The organism is Paenibacillus sp. N3/727 (genome assembly GCF_022637315.1).
Lineage (GTDB): Bacteria > Bacillota > Bacilli > Paenibacillales > Paenibacillaceae > Paenibacillus_AQ > Paenibacillus_AQ uliginis.
The window spans coordinates 3,651,086-3,674,243 of sequence record NZ_CP093336.1; the positions used below are offsets into that span (position 1 = coordinate 3,651,086).

The 23,158-nt window shown below is 41.8% G+C and carries 21 protein-coding genes, 1 pseudogene and 1 other annotated feature; of the genes and pseudogenes, 7 read left to right on the forward strand and 15 right to left on the reverse strand.

The annotated features are described in order from the left end of the window. Positions 1–293: 293 nt before the first annotated feature. The 11 genes from nhaC to MNQ98_RS16705 all read right to left on the reverse strand — a co-directional run bounded on the left by nhaC (position 294) and on the right by MNQ98_RS16705 (position 12,001). Positions 294–1,682: a Na+/H+ antiporter NhaC gene (gene nhaC, locus MNQ98_RS16660; RefSeq protein ID WP_241929266.1), complete on the reverse strand. Its 1,389-nt coding sequence runs from the start codon at positions 1,680–1,682 to the stop codon at positions 294–296. Between the two features lie 263 nt (positions 1,683–1,945). Then, positions 1,946–3,031, reverse strand: a complete 1,086-nt coding sequence (gene asd, locus MNQ98_RS16665) for an aspartate-semialdehyde dehydrogenase (RefSeq protein WP_241929267.1) — start codon at positions 3,029–3,031, stop codon at positions 1,946–1,948. A gap of 191 nt (positions 3,032–3,222) precedes the next feature. After that, positions 3,223–3,485, reverse strand: a binding site (T-box leader). Between the two features lie 177 nt (positions 3,486–3,662). Beyond that, positions 3,663–4,118, reverse strand: a complete 456-nt coding sequence (locus MNQ98_RS16670) for a hypothetical protein (RefSeq protein ID WP_241929268.1) — start codon at positions 4,116–4,118, stop codon at positions 3,663–3,665. Between the two features lie 50 nt (positions 4,119–4,168). Next, entirely contained in the window at positions 4,169–4,324 is a 156-nt protein-coding gene (locus tag MNQ98_RS29915) for a phosphotransferase-like protein (RefSeq protein WP_481856646.1), read from the reverse strand. After that, complete coding sequence (locus MNQ98_RS16675; RefSeq protein WP_241929269.1) at positions 4,308–4,922, reverse strand: hypothetical protein; 615 nt, start codon at positions 4,920–4,922, stop codon at positions 4,308–4,310. The genes MNQ98_RS29915 and MNQ98_RS16675 overlap by 17 nt, the downstream gene beginning before the upstream one ends. 196 nt (positions 4,923–5,118) lie before the next feature. After that, complete coding sequence (locus tag MNQ98_RS16680) at positions 5,119–6,249, reverse strand: kanamycin nucleotidyltransferase C-terminal domain-containing protein (RefSeq protein ID WP_241929270.1); 1,131 nt, start codon at positions 6,247–6,249, stop codon at positions 5,119–5,121. Positions 6,250–6,596: 347 nt separating this feature from the next. Further along, complete coding sequence (locus tag MNQ98_RS16685; protein WP_241929271.1) at positions 6,597–7,382, reverse strand: hypothetical protein; 786 nt, start codon at positions 7,380–7,382, stop codon at positions 6,597–6,599. 62 nt (positions 7,383–7,444) lie between these two features. Further along, positions 7,445–8,467, reverse strand: coding sequence for a hypothetical protein (locus MNQ98_RS16690; RefSeq protein ID WP_241929272.1), 1,023 nt, complete (start codon positions 8,465–8,467; stop codon positions 7,445–7,447). Further along, on the reverse strand, positions 8,428–9,009 hold the full coding sequence (locus tag MNQ98_RS16695) for an RNA polymerase sigma factor (protein ID WP_241929273.1): 582 nt from the start codon (positions 9,007–9,009) through the stop codon (positions 8,428–8,430). The genes MNQ98_RS16690 and MNQ98_RS16695 overlap by 40 nt, the downstream gene beginning before the upstream one ends. 263 nt (positions 9,010–9,272) lie before the next feature. Continuing rightward, entirely contained in the window at positions 9,273–10,976 is a 1,704-nt protein-coding gene (locus tag MNQ98_RS16700) for an ABC transporter ATP-binding protein (RefSeq protein WP_241929274.1), read from the reverse strand. 356 nt (positions 10,977–11,332) lie between these two features. Then, on the reverse strand, positions 11,333–12,001 hold the full coding sequence (locus MNQ98_RS16705) for a pentapeptide repeat-containing protein (protein ID WP_241929275.1): 669 nt from the start codon (positions 11,999–12,001) through the stop codon (positions 11,333–11,335). Positions 12,002–12,293: 292 nt separating this feature from the next. Between MNQ98_RS16705 and MNQ98_RS16710 the strand changes: the two genes are divergently transcribed. Beyond that, on the forward strand, positions 12,294–13,166 hold the full coding sequence (locus tag MNQ98_RS16710; protein WP_208919567.1) for a YitT family protein: 873 nt from the start codon (positions 12,294–12,296) through the stop codon (positions 13,164–13,166). Positions 13,167–13,595: 429 nt separating this feature from the next. Here MNQ98_RS16710 and MNQ98_RS16715 read toward each other — a convergent pair whose 3' ends face one another. Next, complete coding sequence (locus MNQ98_RS16715; RefSeq protein ID WP_241929276.1) at positions 13,596–13,847, reverse strand: YolD-like family protein; 252 nt, start codon at positions 13,845–13,847, stop codon at positions 13,596–13,598. A 692-nt stretch (positions 13,848–14,539) separates the two neighbouring features. On the opposite strand from MNQ98_RS16715, the gene MNQ98_RS16720 reads away from it, so the two are divergent. Beyond that, positions 14,540–15,685 (forward strand): serine hydrolase domain-containing protein, encoded by a 1,146-nt coding sequence (locus tag MNQ98_RS16720; protein ID WP_241929277.1) that lies wholly within the window; start codon positions 14,540–14,542, stop codon positions 15,683–15,685. A 247-nt stretch (positions 15,686–15,932) separates the two neighbouring features. Next, on the forward strand, positions 15,933–16,676 hold the full coding sequence (locus tag MNQ98_RS16725) for a S1 family peptidase (protein WP_241929278.1): 744 nt from the start codon (positions 15,933–15,935) through the stop codon (positions 16,674–16,676). A 139-nt stretch (positions 16,677–16,815) separates the two neighbouring features. On the opposite strand, the gene MNQ98_RS16730 is transcribed toward MNQ98_RS16725, so the two are convergent. After that, positions 16,816–18,195: a sensor histidine kinase gene (locus MNQ98_RS16730; protein ID WP_241929279.1), complete on the reverse strand. Its 1,380-nt coding sequence runs from the start codon at positions 18,193–18,195 to the stop codon at positions 16,816–16,818. Further along, positions 18,195–18,898 (reverse strand): annotated as a pseudogene (locus MNQ98_RS16735) (response regulator transcription factor). The gene MNQ98_RS16730 and the pseudogene MNQ98_RS16735 overlap by 1 nt, the downstream one beginning before the upstream one ends. 167 nt (positions 18,899–19,065) lie before the next feature. Here MNQ98_RS16735 and MNQ98_RS16740 point away from each other — a divergent pair. Genes MNQ98_RS16740 through MNQ98_RS16755 form a run of 4 tightly spaced genes read left to right on the forward strand, consistent with a single transcriptional unit; the run spans position 19,066 to position 21,856 of the window. Next, on the forward strand, positions 19,066–19,983 hold the full coding sequence (locus MNQ98_RS16740) for an ABC transporter ATP-binding protein (RefSeq protein ID WP_241933945.1): 918 nt from the start codon (positions 19,066–19,068) through the stop codon (positions 19,981–19,983). After that, on the forward strand, positions 19,980–20,732 hold the full coding sequence (locus MNQ98_RS16745; protein ID WP_241929280.1) for an ABC transporter permease: 753 nt from the start codon (positions 19,980–19,982) through the stop codon (positions 20,730–20,732). The genes MNQ98_RS16740 and MNQ98_RS16745 overlap by 4 nt, the downstream gene beginning before the upstream one ends. A 12-nt stretch (positions 20,733–20,744) precedes the next feature. Beyond that, positions 20,745–21,467 carry an ABC transporter permease gene (locus MNQ98_RS16750; protein ID WP_241929281.1) on the forward strand — a complete coding sequence of 241 codons (723 nt, stop codon included), beginning with the start codon at positions 20,745–20,747 and terminating at the stop codon, positions 21,465–21,467. A 35-nt stretch (positions 21,468–21,502) separates the two neighbouring features. Next, a complete protein-coding gene (locus MNQ98_RS16755; RefSeq protein WP_241929282.1) occupies positions 21,503–21,856 on the forward strand; it encodes a YxeA family protein in 354 nt (117 codons plus the stop codon). Positions 21,857–21,999: 143 nt separating this feature from the next. Here the strand turns inward: MNQ98_RS16755 and aroC are convergent, their stop codons facing one another. Further along, the gene (aroC, locus tag MNQ98_RS16760; protein ID WP_208919547.1) at positions 22,000–23,058 is read right to left on the reverse strand and encodes a chorismate synthase; all 1,059 of its coding nucleotides are present in this window, start codon (positions 23,056–23,058) and stop codon (positions 22,000–22,002) included. Between the last annotated feature and the right edge of the window lie 100 nt (positions 23,059–23,158).

Here is a 23,158-nt window from a genome sequence, read left to right on the forward strand (position 1 = left end):
ATGTTTATCCCTCATTAACATGAAATCTTTTGTTTTCATTCTAGTATAAAGAATCAGGGTGTAGTGTAATACTCCCCATTGTGATTGTCAACACTACATCAGACAAAGTTTAAGGATATTTGGTACGTTGCGATGAAATTCCTATTTTGTGAATCCTAGCTGATGGTTTTTCATCAGAGATTTGTTTGGATGAGAAACTATCATGATGCTCAAATGGTGTCGTTATAGTAGCGGCCAACAATAAAAAGGTCTTGTCTCCTAGATATTTGGAGGCAAGACCGATGCTGCAGTAATTATCCTGAAATCACTTTATCCTTACCAAGTGAGTTCCTCTGCAATTTTGGTATTAAGGCATAGGCAAACGTGAATAGCGGGCTTAACCATAAAAAGGTTGCATAGGGTATATATTCGATAACCGGAACACCAAGTGTAGCTGCAAAGAAAGCACCGCTGACGCCCCATGGAATCAATGGGTTAACGAGCGTCCCGCAATCTTCGAGCGTACGAGATAGCGTCTTCGCTGGAATATTTCTGCGGGTATATTCATCCTTGAACATTTGACCGGGCAAAAGGATAGAGAGATATTGCTCGCCGGTCATGCCGTTTACCGCAATAGATGATGCACCTGTCATGAGGACAATGCTGCTGTTACGCTTCAATGGTTGAATAACTTTACGGAAGAATGCTTCGATGACGCCGCAATGCTGTAACAATCCTCCTAATGATAAAGCAATTAAGATCAGAGATACGGACCACATCATAGATTGCAAACCGCCGCGGTTGACGATGGAAGCGACCGTTTCGTTGGTGATCGTGCTTTTGTAGCCGCTCTGCATTACACTGAACCAGAAATCGATTGCCGTCTGCTGCTGAATCAAGGCGGTTACTAGAAGTCCGGTGACAATACCGACGACTAGCGTCGGGAGGATCGAAATCCGCTTAAAAGAGCAAGCAATAACTGCGATCGGCGATACCAACGTTAACCAGTGAATATGGAATCCGTCATGCAATGCAAGCTTGATTTGTTCTATCGATGATAAATCGATGGTATTGGTCTTTGGCGCGAGCAGGAAAAAGACAGTTGTTACGACAAGAGCAGGCAGCGTTGTGTGTACCATGTTGCGAATATGTGTGAATATGGATACGCCAGCCACCGCGGGAGCAAAATTCGTCGTATCCGATAATGGCGACATTTTATCACCAAAACAAGCCCCACAGATGATCGCTCCAGCAGCAAGGGTTGGAGAAATACCCGTCGTTAACGCAATCCCCATGAAGGCGACGCCAACCGTGCTGACTGTCGTGAACGAGCTTCCGGTGAACATCGAGACGACGATGGTGATATATAACGCGCTCACTGCAAAATAATGCGGTTTAATATAATCCATACCATAGTATAAAATCGTCGGGACCGTACCGCTCATCATCCATACGGCGATCAGAATACCAATGAGCGAAAGGATGAGAATCGGCATAATGGCCGTTTGAATGCCTTGAATGATAGCGGATTCGAGCTTCTTCCAAGAAAAGCCGAATAAGCGCAATAAGGTGGCTGTGCCAACCGTTGTTGCGAGAAGCGGGAGATGCGGTTCTGCTTTTAAAAGAAAGATTGATACAAACAGAAGTGCCAGAATAAAAACGATGAGAATAATGCTTTTTGAGAAACTCAGCTGTCGATCCATGATGATAGGACTCCTTATACATTGTTATGGCTGAATAAGATTCATACCCCTGCACTCTTTTGCTTTTAAGCTTTTTTGCTTTTCGGCATTGAAGTACAGAGGTAATATTAACGATAAGTATGAATAGAGTCAATGTTATGAACATACAAAGCTGGGTTTTTCAGCTAAATGGAGCGATATTCATATCGTGATGGAGAGAATGAAAAAATGCCAAAAAAGGCGACAGCTTCGAGCAGTCGCCTTCAGACAAACTTGCGTATTTATTATTTGGATTGAATATACCCTTCAGCTTTAAGCAATTCAGCAATTAGGACGGCACCGCCTGCTGCGCCACGTAAAGTATTATGCGATAGTCCTACAAATTTATAATCATATATCGAATCCTCGCGCAATCTTCCCACCGAGACTCCCATACCGTGCTCAATGTCACGATCCAGTTTCGTCTGTGGTCTGTTCTCTTCTTCAAAATACGTTATGAACTGCTTTGGTGCACTTGGCAGATCAAGCTCCTGCGGTCGTCCTTTGAATTGCAGCCAGCGATCCATAATTTCTTCTTTCGAAGGTTTGTTCTCGAACGATACAAATACAGTAGCTAAATGTCCATCCGTTACGGGAACGCGAATACACTGCGTAGTAATTAAAGGTGAATTTGCTTTTATAATTTCGCCATCTACAACGCTGCCCCATATGCGCAGCGGCTCCTGCTCACTTTTCTCTTCCTCACCACCAATAAACGGGATTACATTATCTAACATATCTGGCCAATCCGTAAAGTTTTTGCCGGCTCCAGATATCGCCTGATACGTCGATGCAACCACATTTGTTGGTCTGTAATCGAGTAATGCATGAAGTGCCGGTACATAGCTCTGAATGGAACAGTTGGGTTTAACAGCAATAAACCCAGTCGAAGTTCCCAGCCGCTTTCTCTGTGCAGCAATCACTTCAATATGCCCTGGATTAATTTCCGGAATGACCATCGGAACGTCAGGTGTCCAGCGATGAGCTGAATTATTGGAAATAACGGGTGTACCCGTTTTTGCGTAAGCCTCTTCTAATGCTTGAATTTCATTCTTTTTCATATCAACAGCGCAAAAAATAAAGTCGACCTGAGCGGCAACCTCCGCTACTTTCGAAGCATCCTGAACGACGATATTTTTCACTTTTTCAGGAATTGGGCTAGACAGCTTCCATCTGCTTTGCACGGATTCTTCATATGTTTTGCCTGCCGAACTGCTACTTGCTGCAATGACCGTTACTTTAAACCAGAGATGTTCATCCAGCAATTGAACAAGGCGCTGACCAACCATACCTGTTCCACCGACAATACCAACTTTAAGTTTTTCTGACATTAGTTACTCAAATCCTTTCGTGATGACATTATGCTTCCGTGCATCAACCATCATCCGCAGTACAGACAAGGCTATGCAATGAGCTTCTTCTAGATAATTATTCAAATAGTCTGAATTGGTGTACGTTTCTTACATGTGTACTGCGATCTCCTTACCAAACAATAAAAAAATCCCACCCCCAAGACCGTAGTCTTAGGGACGAGATTAGTATACTCGTGGTACCACCCCAGATTTGCCAATATGTCGCCATATTAGCCTCATCAAGTACAGCATTACAGTGAATGCATATACTCTAGCTCTGTAACAGGAGCTCCTGTCACACCATCCCTTTCTAATAAAGTTCCGATGTGCTGCTCTGAGGCTTTATTCAATAAGGAACCCTTTACTCCTTTTCAACTGCCGGAGCTCTCTGTGAAAGAATTCATTTATTTACTCGTCTCTTCATCGCATTTGATACGATTATCATATAATAAACCATTTCAGGGGTAAACATTATTTTTTTAATTTTATAATAATAGCTCCAGACCACATATATGCCGACTATAAATGCGGTCTCGATTCGATGATAATATTAGGCTTCTATCAGATGCAAGTACACCAAAGTTCCAGCATGTTACAGCTATACTGCTTATTATTTATATATGTCTTGAATAATTGCAAGATCGAAATCATTTACGACCTCGTAAGTCCAGGAGTATTTCTTATGCATACTGATACTATTGTGTATTCTCATGAGGTTCTGATCGTTGAACAACACTGAAAACGTAGGGCCGTTTTTGGGATGAATATACATCCGATAACTGGCTTCTCCTATTGGAGGATCGCTATCGCTGACCCTTAATTTGATATCAGCAAAAACATTCATGATCATGTTTATTGTCTTTCTGTCCGTAATTTTGATTCCTAGATCGTCGGGTTCGTGGAATTCTTTCATCAAATGGATCGAACGAATTTCTTGCGATTCACCCATCTGATCGAGGACTAGCGCCTTAAATGATGTCCTGGATTGGATCGCTGAAAACACGAGAGCACTCAGAACAATCAAAGCAACAAAGGTTATAAAAATCTTCCATGACCTATCACTCATGTCGACACCTGCCAATATTTTCTAGAAAGTTGAAGTTGATCATAATCACACTAATGATCTTCTTGTACCTTCTGAACGATCTTTTCTATACAGTTTTCTAAGCCATCTATAAATGTATCGACCTCTATGTCATAAACCTCTTCCTTGTGTACAAACTCTAGTTGTTCTTGGGCTTGCCCTATTCTTCGGTCATGGAAAATATACACAAAAATATTGTTTTCTATTTATACCCTCTTTATATTGTTGTATGATATTGCAGATTCGCACGATCATATTTATATTCTTATCATTGTGAGTTGGATTATTAGGCAAATGTAAACCCCACTCATTGTACCCATCTTCAGTACTGACAAATCCAGATGCATAAGGTCCTCGGCCATCTAGGTTTATATGCTCTAATGTAAGATTCTCTTCATGAAACACAGCTGCTAATATGTTTTCTGTTCCCAGGAAGAATACAGGATATTTTATATTTTTAAAAAAATCTTTATACTCTTTTTTTGCTACTTCTTCAAGATATTCTTTAGAGATTATTAATCCATCGAAATGTTGATTTTCGTCTTCAACTAAATCTTGAAGCTTTATATTCACGTAATTCACATTATCAATTGCTGGAATTTGATTAGTTCCTAATACAGCTATCTTTAAAGCGATAGAGGGACCACTTGGAGTTTGATGTTCAGAAATCTCTTCTTTTTGATTAGAACAGCTGACCAACATAGTAGAAAACAATAAGAGAAGTAAACAGAATTTTTTTATCATTAAGACTGCTCCCTTTTCTTTTAGTGTTAGATATGGTTTCACAGCTAATGAGATTCTCCTTACTCTTCGAAATGTTCACATTTATTCCAGACTCGGAAGCCCTCAAGAACCAAAGCTTAAGGTCACGACTTAAGTAGTTACATGTATATAATTAACAATTTCGAATTTATTTAGAAGTTATGGTTTGCTGAAAGTAGGCACTACGAAGATTACTAGTAGGCCAGCGATATATTACTCCTTAGATCAGTTGGTCTGTTTTATTTCTCAGAAAAGCTTTGAATTCTTCAAGAGATGCAAATCGGTTTACTTTGACTTCATGGTTTGTGAGATGGCTTTCTAAAAGATCGTCTAAATTTTCTATTGCTGTTTGAAGTGGTGTTAAGTCATCAGGATTAAGAAGATTGATTAGGTTGGGAAACCCAAGCTCCTTATATAAATCCAGATAAACCATAGTGTGATCTAATGTGCTTGGCCAATGCCCCTTTTCAGCGAAATAAAGGAAGTGGGCAATTTGATCCTGTACACCAATAGCCCCGTAAAAGGCTGTTGAATAATCGTTCTTTTCACATGCTGTTACAACCTTATCTAGCACCCCTTTTACCTCTTCGTAATATCCCAACATTCTGTCCGGATAAGAAGGAGAAGTGGTGTATATTTCCTTTTTATTCAAAACCAATTCAAGAGTATCCGATACTAGCTCTTCACAAGCTTGTCGAACTTTTGAAGCAACCTTAGCTGTCATGATTGCGTCAATCAACATTTCTAAACGAGCTGGTTTCAATGGAAGTCGCATAATCTGATCCATGTTTTTGCCCCAGCCCTTTGTATAAAAAGTCTGGTTTAATAGTGCAAGACATTCAAGTACTTTCGTTAAAACCTCGTACGCTTCTATACGGAATAAGGTCAGACTATCAGACTCCTCATTCCGTCTCATTTTATATAAGTGTACATAGACATCGTGCAACAGCGCTTCAGCTCTCTCTGTGAGATGCTGTCCATTCTTTGGATCTTGCATATCGTTGATCTTCTCTCGCAGCTTCATAAAACGAGTATGGTCTTCATCTGATCGAACGTACAGTATACAACTGTCCGCAATAATCGTAGTTTTTGAGTCCTCCATTAGAGCCATTTTTTCAGCCCGTTCCCAACTAATAGGCCAAAAGTCAAAGCTTATATCATTCACAATAAACTGAATGCTCGCACGGTAACCATCAGACGTTGCTGGAATGAAGAAAAAGTCTAAATCCGACCGTTTTGTTGCTGTTCCTTGAGCATACGAACCATAGTAAGCAATTATAGCAATGTCATCTGAACAATGGGTCCTGATATGATTCACTAACGCGTCAGAAACATCAAATACGTTTAACAATTAAATTCCTCCTCTAAATCCTCATCACTTATCTCGAGATCTCAGCACAAAAAAAGCCGTGAATGAACATAGTTCATTCACGGCTTTTTGTAAAAGACAACTATAAATAGACCGACGTCTACTAATAGCAATCTATACGAAGCAGTGATGATCAATATGGTTCAATCAGACATGCATGAACATTGGTAAGACAAAATTCACCTCTCTATACTGAGTGTGAGATGCCTACTTAGCTCATGTGCTATTCAGTTAATTATTAACCGATAACTATTGTCTGGAACATATTCATCATCAAAGCACTGATCCCACCATTTCTTTAAATTATTCCAAGTATAACCCTTCCTCACTTAATCAGCCAGCATTTTTTTGGCGAAGCTGAGCACATCCGATTTCGCGCTTTCAGCCCAAATGGTGTAACGTACTTGCTTTTCCTCATCCACCCAATCCAAATGGTCTGTTCCCTTCGAATCTGTTGTATATATACATTCTACACCGTTAATCTGAATGGTTTCAGTCTTCTGGTTGGGTTTCGTAGACGGTACAGGCCTCCCGCCAATCGGCTGTGAAGGATTTAGGTAGGTGGCAACTACGGAAACCTTCACTTTGCCTTTCTCATAATTGAGGATTGTGCTGAACGATTCACTAACCTTTACAGATTTGGAGTATACGGATTGTCCGCCTTCTGCTGCCTCGGCCTTCAGCTCTTTTTCCAATTCCTTGTACAAAGCAGACGTCTCATCTGGGCTCTTCAAATATAGAATCCCTTCCTTGAGTTTATATCCTTTTGGCAGAGCAGTAGGCTTCGTTAGGGACGGTGCTTTCATTTCCTTGGCTTTGGCTAAATAGTCGTTATACTTATTAAGAACGAAGCCTTTTCCTGTAAAGAATATTTTATCAAGCCGGTTATATTCTTTGTCTGAAACATAATAAGCGATCATTTGTCCCGATTTAAGTCCTTTTGTCAGTTTGTCGATTTGATCATCGATCGAGGCTGTTTTGTTCTCTGATTTGGTTGAAGCGGCAGCTATGGGCTTCATTTGTGTTGCTGATGTACTTGCTGCAAATGCATTGGCTGATCCAACCATCATCGTCGCAGCGAGAAACAATGCGATTTTCATCTTATTATTCATCATGTAACTTTCGTGCTCCTTTTGGCGTAAGGCCTTTTGATTTAAATTACATTTCGTATAACACCTTACGAACAATAAAAGGGACGATTTGTTACAAATAATTCAAAATTTATATTTGAGTATCTATTTATCACGATGATGCCCGCGGCTATCTTAGCAAACTCGTCATTAGGCAAAGGATCCTTCGGATCGTCGGTAATCATATATAATACTTCCTCGGTCTCACTAAGCCATGTTAATCTGCGGCTTTGACCAGTAGAGGAAGACAAGATCATTTCTGTTCCCTTTACTGTCAGTTTTACTGCTTGTTTTGAGGGAACCTTTACCGTCGAACCCTTAGATCTGGCGAAAGCAATCATAGTCAATTGACTCTCCCCTTTACGGTATTGGATCACTGTTGAGGCTACCTGGGACCAAGGGACGATTTTGTAAAACAGCTCATGCTCCTCCTCAGACTTCTCGGCCTTTTCCTTAAGTTCATTCAAAAGACTTTCATATTCCGGTGTATTCAATACAGGTTCGTTCGTAATTTGAATTCTGCCATGATCAAATGTATATCCTTCAGGGACATAGGCAGGATTCTGTATCTTGGGAGCACCTTTTTCCTCAATATCTTTTGCAAGATCATCATAATCTTTGTGCTGGTTCGGGAGATAGAAATAATTCAGGGGGTGCTCTTTGGCATCCGCAGTCATTTGCATATCCTTGATATAATAAACAGCCTGCTCACCCGGTTTTAACTTTTTCTTCAGCTCCGCCTCTGTCTCCTCTCTACGTTTTTGGTTATATTCTGGGACTGAGAATTTCCACGGCTCCATCGTAGATAGAATGATTTGTCCTTCCTTGTTTTTGATTTGTACCAAATATGTGCTCGCGTATACAGTAATGGAGGAAAGAACAATAATAGCAGAAAGTGTAGCAATGAGAATGGATCTCCGACGATTACCCTGTTGTTTCCCATGTCTCAATTGGTGGATTTGGCGTACCTTTTGCATAATAGCGGGGGTCACGTCTACATCTTCATCAACGGAGTGTATTTCCATGCTTCTCAAAGCTCGATCTTGGTCCGGCTGTTCTGGATTTCGCATAGCTCCGCACCCCCTTTCTCCTTAATCAGCTTCATTACTTTCTGTTTCATCCGCGCATATTTTTTCTTCACTGCACTTGAATTCTTATCCAGAATTTGAGCAATCTCCGTAAACGGTTTATCTTCAAATACTCTTAGTACCAGTAGATTACGTTCTTCATCCGACAGCTTGGTCATCGCATATTCCAGCGGCTCACTGAACCATCGGCGTTCCAGCGTCTGCTCCGCACTTTCAACGACCCCTGCCGCTTTAATAAGCCGATTCACCCTTATGCGAACGCGTCTCTTACGCAGCATATTGAGACAGTAATGATAAGCAATCTTGTATAGCCAAGATGAGAACGATACCTTTACTTCATACAAGTGGATCTTAGTGAATGCCTTGATGAATATGTCTTGAACAGCGTCCTGGGCATCCTGCCTGCAGCCGAGGATTCGGCAGCAGTATATGTATATTTGTTTTTTGTACGTTTCGACGATCAGTTCGAAACAATCCACCTCGCCAGCTTTAACACGCCTTATGTGTTCCTCTATCGAGTCCAACTCTTAGACACACCCCGCTTTTTCCTTGTATAAGTTATATAACACTTATTCATACGTAAAAGTGACACCTAAACACTGAGTTCGAGTGGAGTGCCGAGAGGAGTCGCTTTTGCTGCCCCTGGCGCGTAGTATGTTTCTTCCACTTGAAGTAAAGCAATAGATGATGAAGACTCTGAACTTATCATTGAACCAACAAAGAAGGCTGCCGGAGGCAGCCTTCTTTGTTAGTCGTTGAATATTTTTTTGGTTGTTACGGGTTTTGTTTATTTCACTAAGCCTTTTTTACTCCATAACTCTTTAAAAGAGTCACAATGTTCTACTAAATAATCAAATTTGCCTTCACCAACGACAGAACCATTCCCCACCACAATTATCTTATCAACATCTTTTATGAAATTTAATCTGTGTGCAATAATGATTATTGTTTTGCCCTTGAATTCATTGAAAATGGTTTCCATTATGCTTTTCTCAGTAATATTATCAAGCGCTGACACAGGTTCATCAAGTATTAAAACATTTCGTTTTTGTGAAATAATTCTGGCAAATGCTAATCGTTGTCTTTCTCCTCCCGATAATTTAACCCCTTTCTCGCCGACCAAAGTATCCAATTTTTCTGGTAAAGCTAATATTTTTTCCTTTAAATGAACTTTTTCCAAGATATCATAGATTTCTTCGTCTGAAATAGTATGATCAAAGTCAACATTGCCCCTAATCGAAGTATCAAAAATTGGAGTATCTTGTGATAAATATGAGATATGATCATAATAACTATTCAAATTAATATCATCAATATCCATACCATCCAATAAAATATTACCTTCGTTCTTTTTTAGTAATCCTACTATTAACTTTATAATTGTTGATTTTCCACCCCCACTTAATCCCACAAAAGCAACAGACATCCCTTGCTCAATAGAAAATGATAGATTGTTCAATGTTCTAACTTTTCCATAATCAAAGGATACATTCCTGAATTCAATATTCCCTTTAATTTCATTAACTGCTACTCCAGATTCTAAATTTTCATCTTCTGGGGCGTTAATAAAAGTCTCAAATCTTTTATACGTAACTTTGTTAAGCTTATAATCTACAAATAAAATATTGAAAATTGCGATAGGTGTATAAATCTTATCAATAAACAAAAATAATGCGACCATAATCCCAATCGATGTCTCGCCTGCTAGAATGCTTTTTATGCCGTAAATCAATACAATTATTTTTATAAGTGTAATAAACAGCTCGAAAATAGCAAAGAAAGATTCATGTATCATCTTAAGTTGAGAACTTTTATTTACTATGTTACGTGCTGTTTGGGTCAGTTTATTTATCTCTTTATCATATCTTTTATTTGTTCTAAAAACGACCAATTCCATAAATCCACGTATTGAGTATCTAGACATATTTTCTTGTTCTTTGAGAATGGTTGACTTAATTTTATACAAATATTTCAAAAGCATATTCGTTACAAAAAAGATTACGACATAACCAACTGCAATAACCAACATAATTCTTATGTCATAAAAACTAATAAAGAATAAGCTAAACAGAATGGTTGGTAATAACTCATGTACTGTTCTAAGGAAAAAAGAGAAAATGATACTATTCCCAGCTGATGCACCATTTTCAATAACCTTAATCATTTGTCCAGTACCAATTTCTTGATACGCTTGATAATCAATTCTTGATATCTTGGATAATGCAATAATCTTTAATCTTTCTGTTATACTATTCGATAAATGTGTACTAGGATATTCGTCAAGATAATTGAAGATAACCGTTCCACCTAACAATACCCCATAAATAATGATTAAATTTGATATTTCCCCTAAACTGTTGATTTTCACAGCTTGATCTAATATTTTTTGGAAGACAACAATCCCTAAACTGCTTAAAAATTGAATTGTAAAACCTAAAAAAGTATATAAAAATATCCACCATTTAAAGTACAAAAGACACTTTTTCAACATTTTAGATAAACCCCAATCTTTTAAATGAGTATAAAAAAACCAGGAGTCCACGCAATTCAACTATAAGGAACCTTCATTTGAATAAATTCACGGTTCTTCATGTTAAATAGCTAAGTGCCCTGGCTTTAATTATGACTTGCCGACACCATTCAAAGTTCTAGTTTTAGTACAATCAAAAGGACAGACTGCCCCCTTGATAGCTGGTACGCGTTTTTACCCAGCCCGAAAACTAGTTACTTCGAACGATACGGAAAGACATCCTTTTCACCTCAACTAAAAGATTATTTATATTGTATCTCTTCAATGGTTATTGTTCAAGAATTTTCCCGACTTTACATTGATTGAAACACTTGGAGTTATTCTTTCACAACCAGCCCGAATATTTTCGTAAACAGAATTGCCTGAGCCGGAGATATAATACAGCCCTTCAGATCCTCCAGTGTACAGCCCAGGTTATGAAAGTCCGCTCTGCTTAAGTCAATTCCGGCTAATTTCGTGCCAGAGAATTGAGCTTGATCGATGATTGCTTCATCAAATTCGACTTTGTACAGTTCAGAATGATAGAAATCCGACTTGAGTAGCGAGGTGGAACGGAAAGACACCTGCTTCATATTCGCAAAGCGTAAGGCTGCGTAATCTCCGGTACAGTGATGAAAGGATGTGTTTCGAATCGTTGCGGCTGTAAGATCAAGTCCGAGTATTTTGCAGTGGTTAAACTGAGCTCTGTGAATAATTGCATCACTAAAATCAGCATTAGACAAATCACAGTGGTTAAACACGACGTCGGTCAGTTCCACATGTTTTAGTGAAACGTGTTCAAGCGTAACATTTTGAAACACCGTCTGGTCGAACAGTGCTTTATTTGCATTAAGATATGAAATTTGTTCGTCCTGAAAGATGACTTGTCTAAAGGCAGCGTCATCCTCTATTCCGCAGTCCGTCAGCAGGATGGGTTCGAGCTGTCTGGGGATTTTGGGTGATGTAATCTTTACGCTGTCACTGGTCGTTCGGGAAGTTGATGACATGATAGATTCCTCCAGTAAGTTCAGGTATAAGTTCAGGGTCACTCCCTCATCTTAGGACACATTGTTAAGGTGTAATAAAGTACACACTTGCATCCTCACCTTTTTTCAAAGTGTCCAGTCTATGGCTACCAGTTTACTCATTAATGGTTTGTTATTCAACTATCGTTTCACGTGAATGTACTTAACTTCTTTAGCTATAATATTTGTCATTGTCTGGTATAACGATAAAAATAATAATTTATACCGATAAGATTTTTTTATGACTAAAATATGAGAAAAGAAGGCCCGGATCATGAGTCAAAATTATTACTTGCCGTTCATCAGTAAACCGATCAAAACTGTGCTCAAACCATTGCAGGAGATTGGAGTAATTCTCTTCTCCTCCCTGCTTGTGGCGGCTGGTCTCAATTTGTTCCTGATTCCCCATCAGCTTTTATCCGGTGGGGTTACGGGGGTTGCTTCCATCATTGGTTATATAACTGGGTGGAATATTTCCGTCGTATATTTTTTGCTTAATGTCCCTCTCATCTTCTGGGGATGGAAGGCGGTCGGACGGAGATATATCGTCCTTAGCTGCGTCTCGGTCGTCAGCGCCACTTGGTTTATGGCTATGATTCCTGTTATCCAGATAACCAAAGACCCTATTCTGGCCGCCGTATTCGGCGGCATCATCTCGGCGGCGGGCATCGGCTTTTCGCTGCGGGTCGGCGGCTCTACAGGCGGGTTCGATATCCTCGGCTCCATCGTAACGCGCAAATGGGACGTTCCGATGGGCAACTTCTTGTTCCTCTTGAACGGCATAGTGATTTTGACACTTGGCATTTTCCGGAGCTGGGACCTGGCGCTTTACTCCATGTTATCTACGTTTGTGAAGGGAAAAGTGGTCGACATAATTCATGTCGGGCATATCAAGGTCACCTGCTTCATCATAACAAAGCAAAAAGATCAGATGCTTTGTCAGCTGCGCAAGCTGCACCATGGAATAACGTGCATCCATACGGAGGGGGGGTACAGCGAGCAAGAAAACTACACGCTTATGACAGTAACCACCCGTTATGAATTGGCGGCCGTCCGAAAAACGGTAGTCCAAACTGACCCTGACGCTTTTATGAATGTGGTGCAGTCCACGGAAATTGTCGGACGTTTTGCGAGACCGAAGCTTTAGCCGCTTCCATTGCGCAGGTTTGTTTGAGCATCAACATCTTAAACTCAAACAACGAAGGTTGCCGAATCATAGTGTAGGCAGCCTTCAAGTTAAATCGAATACCTTTCTTTTGTGCACATTCCTTGCCTCACCCAATCGTTATTCGTTGCTTAACAGGCGGTCGAAATTATCGACAACCTGTTAAGCAAACCTTCCAGTTGAGGATGTAGAAACGAGAGTGTCATTATCCCGCCAACCACATACGGCAAAGGTACTAACTTTAATATCGTAGTCCAATATGAGAACGAAGTGGATGTCAGTGCACTTTGAAAATCTGTCTAAAAGGTCCTTCCCGGTCAAGGTCGACCCTTAGCATTATGTAGACTCCTCAATTTAATATATATATATAATTCACTAATCTAATCCTAATGAAATAGTTATTTGATTAAGTTAATCCCTCGGATAATTAACTTGCATGATATCCATGAAAGGAACTTTCGTAATATCACCACTCTTTTTGATGTGTACTTTGCCTGTCCTGGAGTCCATCTGATCGATCTTGCCACGAACAGCCTCTTCCCATCCCCAAACAGTTAAAACTATCTCTGATTCCTCTTGATAAGCCTCTATGAGTTGATTTCCGAGTTCTTCTAACACAAACTCATCTCTTGTTGGTCTTTTTGCTACTTTGGATTTAGCCATATCATAGCCCTCCTGATATTGTGTATATTCATGCTGCAGTCTTGTGACTAAAAGGGATGCTTAACCATTTTCCCATTCTCTATCATATATCCAAATGGAATCTCGGACATCGAAAGAACTCTCCCCCTCTTGGAGCTAGAAATTCATAGTCTTATTGACTAGCGATGAACAATATAAGTTTTTTAATTCTTTCACTTCGTTAACTGGAGTTGACTTAATAAGAACATGCTTGGCTGCATTTACTCCGAAATTATTTACATGAAAATAATACATTCCACTTTTTGATTCAAAATGAGCCGTAATGTTGGGGGGTCTTGTTCTCTCTTCTAGTTCGTTCATTCTGCGGTCAAGATAGACTTGTCATGTCTTAACCTCTCCCTCTCCATTATATACTATTGTTTTCCTATGATTGGTTGGAAGTGTGATCTTAACTCTTTTTCTATTTCTCCTACTATTGAGTATAAATCTTCGTAGGCAAGTTCGCTTAGATTTGAATTACCTCCCAAGAAAGATAAAGGGGCGTAGAGATTGCATGCAAAGATAGGGGTCGGCTCATACGTATATTCCAACAGCTTCTGTGTCAGGTGCTTATCTGTATCGTATTCAGTAATCGTTATTTTATATACTTCTAATAGTACGGTACAATGGAAGAATATCGGAAATTGGAATTATTATCACAACTGGAGGTTTCGATGAATTTGAATACTGTACATAATCAACTTTACGATTTAAGCAAGTTAGAAACGATGCTGCATGAAGACCATATCGCGTGGAGCTTTAGAAATATGAACCAGATTATGCCCAAAAACGATATTCAAGCCCCGGAACACAAATTTCTGTTTCAAATAAACGAACAGCCGTTAAGCGAATTAAATTACGAATTCGACGGCAGAAGCATCAAAGTCTCGGATTATTTGCAAAAGGTGTTCGCCACCGGGTTTCTGGTCATAAAAGACGATACGATTGTGACCGAGCAGTATTTTAACGGGTATAATGAGCATTCGACTGCGATGTCTATGTCCGTGGCTAAATCGATAGTTTCCGCATTAATCGGCATTGCGTTTGATGAAGGGGCAATGAAAGATGTTCATGATCCCGTGACCTTATATTTGCCCGAGTTAATCGGAAGCGGCTTTGACGGGGCGAGTATTAAGGATATACTGCAAATGTCTTCCGGCGTTCGCTTTAATGAAGATTACAGTGACAAAGATGCGGAAATTCACACTTTCTTGAGTGATGTGTTCGGCGAAAAGGCTGTTCCCATTTCTGAATACGTACAAAAACTGACAAGATTGCAGGCGCCTGGACGTTTCCAATATAAAAGCGTTGATACTCAAATTTTGTGCATGCTAATTGAAAGAACAACCGGAAAGAAAGCCTCTGCTTATTTGGAAGAAAAAATATGGCAGCCGCTTGGCATGGAACACGATGCTTATTGGAACACCGATCTGCATGGCACCGAGATAGCATTCACGTTCGTTAACGTGACACTTCGGGATTACGCCAAGTTCGGAAGACTTTATTTACATAATGGAGATTGGAATGGCCGCCAAATCGTATCTAAAGAGTGGGTCAAGCAATCGGTTACGCTCGACGGCCGGGCGGATTTGCTACCTGGGGCAGCTAATGATTTCTTTGGGTACCAATACCAATGGTGGGTTCCTCAAGACAGCAACGGCACTGAATTTATGGCGCGCGGCATTTACGGGCAGCATATTTATGTGAACCAGAAGGAACGCACGGTTATCGTTAAAACCGGAGTTGATCCGACGATATTTAATGTTCATGATTACGAGGCGGTCACTGCTTACCGCACGATCATCGAGCATTTGAAATGATGAATAAACAAGCTGCAGTCTAGTGTGGCTGCAGCTTGTTTTGCTTATCTAGCACGTATCCCTTCGTTCCTGACATAGTCTCCCAAGGTTTGATATAATTGTCTTGAATCTGTGACTGTTCTATTTTCTCATTAGCAAGGAGGTAAATTCCATCCGTAACGATGAGCTGAACGATTCAAAAGCACACGCCGAGCCATTAGATGATACTACAGAACCAGTTCATGAATGGGAAGAAGAATTTTGGAACATGGAGAACGACGATGAAGATGATGAGCTGAATCCTCCACCCCAAAGAACATGGATCAAAAAAACAATTATTGTGATGCTGGCCCTTCTACTTTTCGGCAATCTGATCGCTTTTATACCGCAGATATATAATCTGCCTTCACTCCGTTTTTTGAAAAAGGATTCAGAGTTATCGCAAGAGGAACAGATCCAGAAATATAAACAATCCGTTGTTAACGTCAGTGTCGGCGATAGAAAAGGCACAGGCTTTAATATCGCACCGAGCGGCCTCATTATTACGAATCAACATGTAATGGCAGATGACAAGGCTGGCATTATTCAGTTCCTTCATGGAAAATCATATCTGGCAGATGTCATTGTCAGTGACATAGAACTCGATATCGCCATACTTAAGATTAGAGACCATGAGACCAACCTGCCTACGCTGCAACTGGAAACAGAGACATCGTATCAAGAGGGCGACCCTATAAATGTCATTGGCAATCCGTTAGCATTTTACCGAATCGCCACTGAAGGTACCGTGCTAGGATTGACTTCATCTGAGAAGCGTGAGCTTCCCATGCTTATGATACAGGCGCCTATCCATAACGGAAACAGCGGCAGCCCTGTGATCAACAAGGAGGGGAACGTTATCGCTGTTGTGTTCGCCACCTCAAATATGACACAGGAAGATCAATCCATCACCGTAGGGCTCGCCATACCAATCGAGTATTTGCAGAAATATGCAGAGATAATTTTTGAATAACAGTGCAAGAATTGATTCAGGCCAAACTAAACAACCTTAGTCCGATGGAATATCGAACTAAGGTTATTTTATGTGTTCAGTTTTAAAATACTGTCTACTCTACGGGGGCACGGTCACAGTCATCTGATAGTAATCTCGCCTATGGCGCAGGCAATTTGATCACAGCAGTTAACCCTTGTCCAGTGTCGCTCTCTAGTATAAGTTGACCCTGGTGAGCTTGCGCGATGCGTGCAACCATAGGAAGCCCAAGACCATGCCCCTGGCGAACGGGACGGATACGCCCTGTAGTATAGGGAAGCACAACAATGTCGGATAAATACTCTTTGGGGATGCCAGTCCCGTTATCAGAAACTACAAATAGATAATAGGAATCTTTCGGTGACCGTAAGGTTTCCAGCATAATCTCGCATCCTTCCGGGTTATGCAGCACGCAGTTATGTACAAGATTCGTTACAGCACGATACAATAATCTCTCATCCCCCATAATGTATAGGCTCTCTTCTTGGATATTTAATGTAATTGAATAACGTTTATCCAGGCCATTATTCAGAAATTCAGTTGCCACCTGTCTAGCCATAACCGAAAGCCTGATTTGCTTCAAGTGAAGCGGCTGCATTTCGTACTCAAGCATAGAAACAAGGTTCAAATCACTCACCAGAGAACGCAGCCTCTCCCCTTGGCGGCGTATAATGCCAGCCTGCTGCTTCTGTTCAGTCGTCAGCCCCGGCTGGTCCTCCAGTTCACTGGCATACCCCAGAATCATCGACAGCGGTGTACGTATATCGTGGGAAATCCCTGAAATCCAATTGGATCGTGCTTCATCCCTCGCTTTAAGAGCGTCATTTTTACTCTGCAAGATGTTGGACGTAGCATTTATACTTTCTGATAAATCGTAAAAAATCCCCTTGGTTTCGACATGAACCTGCTTCTCCTTCGCAAGTGATTGAATTCCGTTAATCAGGGGCCTTATGCCGCGAATGAGTCGGGTACCGATCAGCACTGATAGCAATAAGGCCAACGCCACATTACACACCAGCAATAACAAAATTCTTATAGGTAGCGACTTGAGCCAGTCAGTCAAAAAATTAAATTGATATTTTCCATAACTGTTTTTAGGATAGCCAACAACCAGCAGTCCCTCTTTATGCTCCCATACATACACCGGATATTCTTTTAGATAATAATGTGAAAACTTGGCCACATCCGTGATGTTATAGGTATGGGGAATCTCTTCAGGGAGCCGGTCACTCCACTTCATCTTCCCCTCTGAATTCAACAGCATAGCCCAAGCCTGATTCGTAGCCAGGAGACTTATCGCCTGTGGAGCCAAGGTATAGTTTCCATCCTTACCTTCGAGCCCCGCGGCAATTTGCTCTACAACTGACTCCGGTGATGGCTGTGTATGGATTTCCTTAAATATAAGAGAACCAAGTAGAATCAGGTTGAATAGCAGTAACATCAAAGAAACCAGAATTGTCGATCCGACAAATCGCCGTAAAATTCGGACAACTCCATCCATTAGCGGCACTCCTGTACCATAAGTTTGTAACCTAAACCTCTTACCGTTAGCAAAAACACGGGGTTAGAAGGGTCCTCTTCTATTTTTTCCCGAATTCTTCGAACATGAACCATTAATGTATTCTCGTAACCATAGCAGTCATCTCCCCATACCGCTTGGCATAAAGCATCACTTGTTACAATTCGGCCCTGATTCTCATACAACTTAATCAGGATGGAGTGCTCTTTGGCTGTCAGTGATAATTCTGTCTCTTCTCTCTTTACTACAGCACTTTCCAAATCGATTAACTGTCCACCGAGTCGAAAGACAGGTAGTCTCTCGACAACATTGGAAGCATACACCCGCTTCAGAATAGCCATCAGCCGCAAAATCAGTTCCCTCGGCAAAAAAGGTTTGACCATATAATCGTCAGCCCCCATCCCTAGGCCCAACAGCCGTCCTCATCCTCGCCACGCGCAGACAGAAACAGCACAGGCATGTCCGAAAAAGATCGGATTGATGAGAGAAGCGAAAACCCGTCTCCGTCAGGCAGCATAACATCCAGAATGGCCATATCTGGTTTCTCCAGCCTGCAAATGGACAACGCAGTGTTAGAATCCTTTGCTGTGTAAATACGAAAAAAGCCCTCTTTCCGCAAGAATCGCTCAATCATTTCCCGAATTTCCGGTTCATCATCAACAATCAATATTTTTTTATTCTTCATCAAGTCCAAATTACATCACCCTATTTAATTATACATGATAAAGTTTTGCATCCGATTTTCCCATTTCTATTTAAGGTAACTGTAAGGTTATCTTCAGCTGAGTGCAAGAAGCTCGCTCTATATTTAAAACAAGATAAACAATTATTGAAATGGAGCTGAGTTGATTGATGAACGTTTCCCCTATAATTGAAACCCGTAATCTGTCCAAATCTTATGGCGGCACACATCGGGTACACCAGATTAATTTAGCTGTTCAAACTGGTCAGATTTTTGGCTTTCTCGGTCCTAACGGAGCCGGCAAAACCACAACGTTAAAAATGCTGCTGGGGCTTATCAAGCCTACTGAAGGCACAGTCAACGTGTTTGGTAAAGATTTGAGGAACAATCGCCCGGACATTCTGAACAAAACAGGTTCTCTTATCGAATCTCCATCTTATTACGGTCATCTGACCGGCTTGGAGAACATGAGAGTCATGCAGCACCTGCGAAACGTCCCAAGCAAAAATATTGATGAAGCACTCAAAATTGTTCGCCTTGAGAACCAGAAGCATAAACGAGCTGACCAATATTCGCTGGGCATGAAACAACGTCTTGGTATTGCCATGGCCTTACTCGCATTTCCGAGTCTGCTGATCTTAGATGAACCTACGAACGGCCTTGATCCGGCAGGTATCGGCGAGATCCGGGAATTAATAAAGTCACTCCCTAAGCAATACGGGATGACCATTCTGCTCTCCAGTCATCTGTTGACAGAAATCGAACAGATCGCTACTTCTGTAGGCATTATCAGTGATGGAAAACTTCTTTTTCAAGGAACGATGGAATGCCTTCAGGCAAGCAACAAGGCAAAGATACTTATTCAAACGAATGATATGGCCCGGGCTGAAAAAGTGCTTTTAACTCAAGGGTACATGCCCAGAATACTGGGAAAACGGCTTGTGCTCGAATATTTGCGCGATGAAGAAGTAGCCCGGATGAACAAACTGCTGGTTGAACACGACATCCCGGTAAGTCGTATTGAGGAACACCAAAAAAGTCTGGAGGATATTTTTCTTGATCTTACCGGAAAGGAGCGGAGTCTGTGATTAAAGCATTATCGCTGGAGTACTTCAAAATTCGTCGTAAAAAGATATGGGTCATGCTGACTCTATTCCTTAGCGCAGAGATGATATGGGCATCCATGTCCATGAGCATCTCCATTTCCCGCAGTGCAGCTAATGCAAGCTGGGAAGCACTGATCTTTAGCATTTCTTCCATGAACGGTCTGTTTTTGCCGATTATTTCAGCAATTGTTGTGTCGCGCTTATGTGATATGGAGCACAAGGGGAGCACCTGGAAAATGTTAATGACCACCAATACAGGGCGTAATCATGTGTACGCAGCCAAATACATATGTGCCAACAGTCTAATTCTGTACGGAATCGTTGCGCAAGTCGTGTTTATCGTAGGGTTCGGATTATTCAAAAACATCTCCGGACTGCTGCCCGTATCACTGTTGATACAATTCATTGCAGGAACGCTGTTAACCACCTTAACCATAACGGCTTTACAACAATGGTTATCGCTTGCGGTGAAAAATCAAGCCTTTGCCTTATGTCTGGGCATGTTAGGCGGTTTTATCGGAACAACGTCAAGCCTATTTCCTTCAGCAATACGCCATTGGTTTATCTGGTCCTATTACATGGATCTAAGCCCGGTCACGTATATCTACAAAGCTTCCTCCGGAACATACGTGACGGAAACGATGCCACTCGGTTTGCTGATAGTGTCAATTGTAACGACTATAATTTTTTATTTTGCCGGTAATACCCATGTCTCAAGGCAAGCTATCTAAGGAGGAAACTACATGTTCAGGAGCATTTCTGCCGAATGGCTTAAACTTCGTCATTCCCGGATCAGCCTGGTACTGGCAATCCTGCCTGTCATCAGTCTGCTGATCGGAGGTTTTAACTTTTACGTCAATCAAGCTGCCCTGCAAAATGGTTGGTATAGCTTATGGACACAGGTCAGTTTATTTTACGGGGAATTTTTCTTGCCTATACTCATTGCCATCTGCTGTGCTTATGTATGCAGACTGGAACATGCCAACCGGAACTGGAATATGATACTGGCTTCCCCTTTACCCATAACCAACCTGTTTATCGCTAAATTGATCATTGTAAGCATTTTGATTTTATCAGCGCAGACGTTATTTATGGTGATGTACTGGTTAGCTGGCCAGTTGTTCTCCATCCCTGGCCCGTTCCCAATGGAAACGGTGATTTGGAGCCTCCGCGGCTGGATTGCTTCCATCTCCATTGCCGCTCTGCAATTAGGTTTGTCGATACGTATACGGAGTTTTGCTACACCTATAGGTCTCGCTTTGTGCGCCGTTTTTCTTGGCCTGGGTATGTATATACTGAAAATCGGCATGTTGTTCCCATTCTCCTTGCTGACCATCGGAATGAGTGTACTTAGTCAGCAAGATCTTACACGTACGGAGAACCTGGCCTTCCTCCTCATGAATGGTATCTATATCATATTGTTTGCTGTCTGGTCCATCCATCGACTGAAACACAAGGACATTTAATCCTCCTGAATATATTAGAGAAAGGATAACCCGGAATGAAAAGAACATTTACATTACTTGCTCTGGTAATTATTATTTTGACTTGCTTGTGGCTGTTCTTCATGGACCCCGATAAGCTAACCCCCGACAATCCGGCAGGCAAAACGACGTATTATACCATCGTAGATAATTCTTCAGCAAAAAAAGGTGATAACGGCAGGTACAATTACGAATTAACAGGTTATACAGACCAAGGAAAGCCAAAACAGTTGAGCTTCTCGACCAGCAAACAACTTCAAACGGGGGCATATATAAAACTGTATGTAACTTTGTTTCGTGGAGTAACGCATTGGGAAGAGATTACGTCGGACGAAATACCAAGGCAGGTTAATTTTTCAGAAAAGCTTTGAATTCTTCAAGCGATGCAAAATATTTCCCTCATTTGTAATACAGTTCACCTCGCTATCTGTAACGGCAAGTTTTAAGGCCATCCTTTACCGGATGGCCTTTTCTTTGTAGAATATGCTTTACTGTCTTTTAGTTAAAGAGCCTTTTATTCGTCTAACAAAGCTGCTTGTCGCTTGTAATGATCCTCGATCACCAAACACGCCATTGCTTCAATCACCGGTACAACGCGAGGACAGATACAAGGATCGTGCCTGCCTATCGTCACGATCTCCTGTTCGTTGCCATATGAGTCGACGGTCCGTTGCGGAATCGAGATGGATGAGGTCGGCTTTACGGCAACTCGGAACACGATATCCGCCCCGGTGCTGATCCCTCCGATGATTCCGCCGGCATTGTTTGTGCGAAATCCACTTGCGTCCATCTGATCGTTGTGTTCGCTACCCAGCATCGATGCCGCCTGGAAGCCCGCACCGAATTCGATGCCCTTGATCGCTCCGACAGACAGCATTGCCTTTGCCAGCTCCGCATCCAACTTGTCGAATACGGGCTCCCCAATTCCTGCTGCAACGCCGCTAATCCGGCATTCCACGATTCCCCCGCAGCTGTCGCCCTTTGAAGCTAGTTGTTCGATCCGCTCGATCATGCGTCCCGCCGCCACGGGATCGCAAGCCCGCACTGAGTTGCGTTCGATCGCATCGGAGTCAAATGTCTCGCATCGGATGCCACCGATCTCGATTGTATACGCCAGTACCGAGACGCCCCGCCGTTCCAGCAGCTTGCGCGCAACCGCTCCTGCGGCCACTCGCGCTGCCGTCTCCCTGCCCGAAGCCCTACCACTCCCGCGATGGTCACGCAACCCGTACTTTTTCTCGTAGACAAGATCCGCGTGCCCGGGCCGGAACATCGATTTGATGTCGTCGTACGCCGACGGACGCATGTCCGTGTTGTTAAGCATTATGCACAGCGGAGTCCCCGTCGTTCGACCCTCGAAGAGACCTGATAATATGCGGATCTTATCATATTCCTTCCGAGGAGTTGTGACGGAGGATTGCCCCGGTTTTCTGCGATCCATCTGAATTTGGACGTATGCTTCATCCAACTCGACGCCTGGCGTTACGCCTTCAACGATGACGCCCACCGCCTCTCCGTGCGATTCCCCGAACGTTGTAACTTTCAACCGCTCTCCGAACGTGCTTCCCGCCATGTCCATACACCCCTACTCTTTAGAATTTCTTCTTCTTTAGTTTAAGGGTATACTTGTAATAAATGAAATTGTAATATTCGATAGTTGTCATAGAGAGGAT

Bases quoted from the DNA above. Each gene is read 5' to 3' on its own strand.
- nhaC (WP_241929266.1), bottom strand. From the start codon at position 1,682: ATGGATCGACAGCTGAGTTTCTCAAAAAGCATTATTCTCATCGTTTTT.
- asd (WP_241929267.1), bottom strand. From the start codon at position 3,031: ATGTCAGAAAAACTTAAAGTTGGTATTGTCGGTGGAACAGGTATGGTT.
- MNQ98_RS16670 (WP_241929268.1), bottom strand. From the start codon at position 4,118: ATGAGTGATAGGTCATGGAAGATTTTTATAACCTTTGTTGCTTTGATT.
- MNQ98_RS16685 (WP_241929271.1), bottom strand. From the start codon at position 7,382: ATGATGAATAATAAGATGAAAATCGCATTGTTTCTCGCTGCGACGATG.
- MNQ98_RS16690 (WP_241929272.1), bottom strand. From the start codon at position 8,467: ATGCGAAATCCAGAACAGCCGGACCAAGATCGAGCTTTGAGAAGCATG.
- MNQ98_RS16700 (WP_241929274.1), bottom strand. From the start codon at position 10,976: ATGTTGAAAAAGTGTCTTTTGTACTTTAAATGGTGGATATTTTTATAT.
- MNQ98_RS16705 (WP_241929275.1), bottom strand. From the start codon at position 12,001: ATGTCATCAACTTCCCGAACGACCAGTGACAGCGTAAAGATTACATCA.
- MNQ98_RS16710 (WP_208919567.1), top strand. From the start codon at position 12,294: ATGAGTCAAAATTATTACTTGCCGTTCATCAGTAAACCGATCAAAACT.
- MNQ98_RS16715 (WP_241929276.1), bottom strand. From the start codon at position 13,847: ATGGCTAAATCCAAAGTAGCAAAAAGACCAACAAGAGATGAGTTTGTG.
- MNQ98_RS16720 (WP_241929277.1), top strand. From the start codon at position 14,540: ATGAATTTGAATACTGTACATAATCAACTTTACGATTTAAGCAAGTTA.
- MNQ98_RS16725 (WP_241929278.1), top strand. From the start codon at position 15,933: ATGGAGAACGACGATGAAGATGATGAGCTGAATCCTCCACCCCAAAGA.
- MNQ98_RS16730 (WP_241929279.1), bottom strand. From the start codon at position 18,195: ATGGATGGAGTTGTCCGAATTTTACGGCGATTTGTCGGATCGACAATT.
- MNQ98_RS16740 (WP_241933945.1), top strand. From the start codon at position 19,066: ATGAACGTTTCCCCTATAATTGAAACCCGTAATCTGTCCAAATCTTAT.
- MNQ98_RS16750 (WP_241929281.1), top strand. From the start codon at position 20,745: ATGTTCAGGAGCATTTCTGCCGAATGGCTTAAACTTCGTCATTCCCGG.
- MNQ98_RS16755 (WP_241929282.1), top strand. From the start codon at position 21,503: ATGAAAAGAACATTTACATTACTTGCTCTGGTAATTATTATTTTGACT.
- aroC (WP_208919547.1), bottom strand. From the start codon at position 23,058: ATGGCGGGAAGCACGTTCGGAGAGCGGTTGAAAGTTACAACGTTCGGG.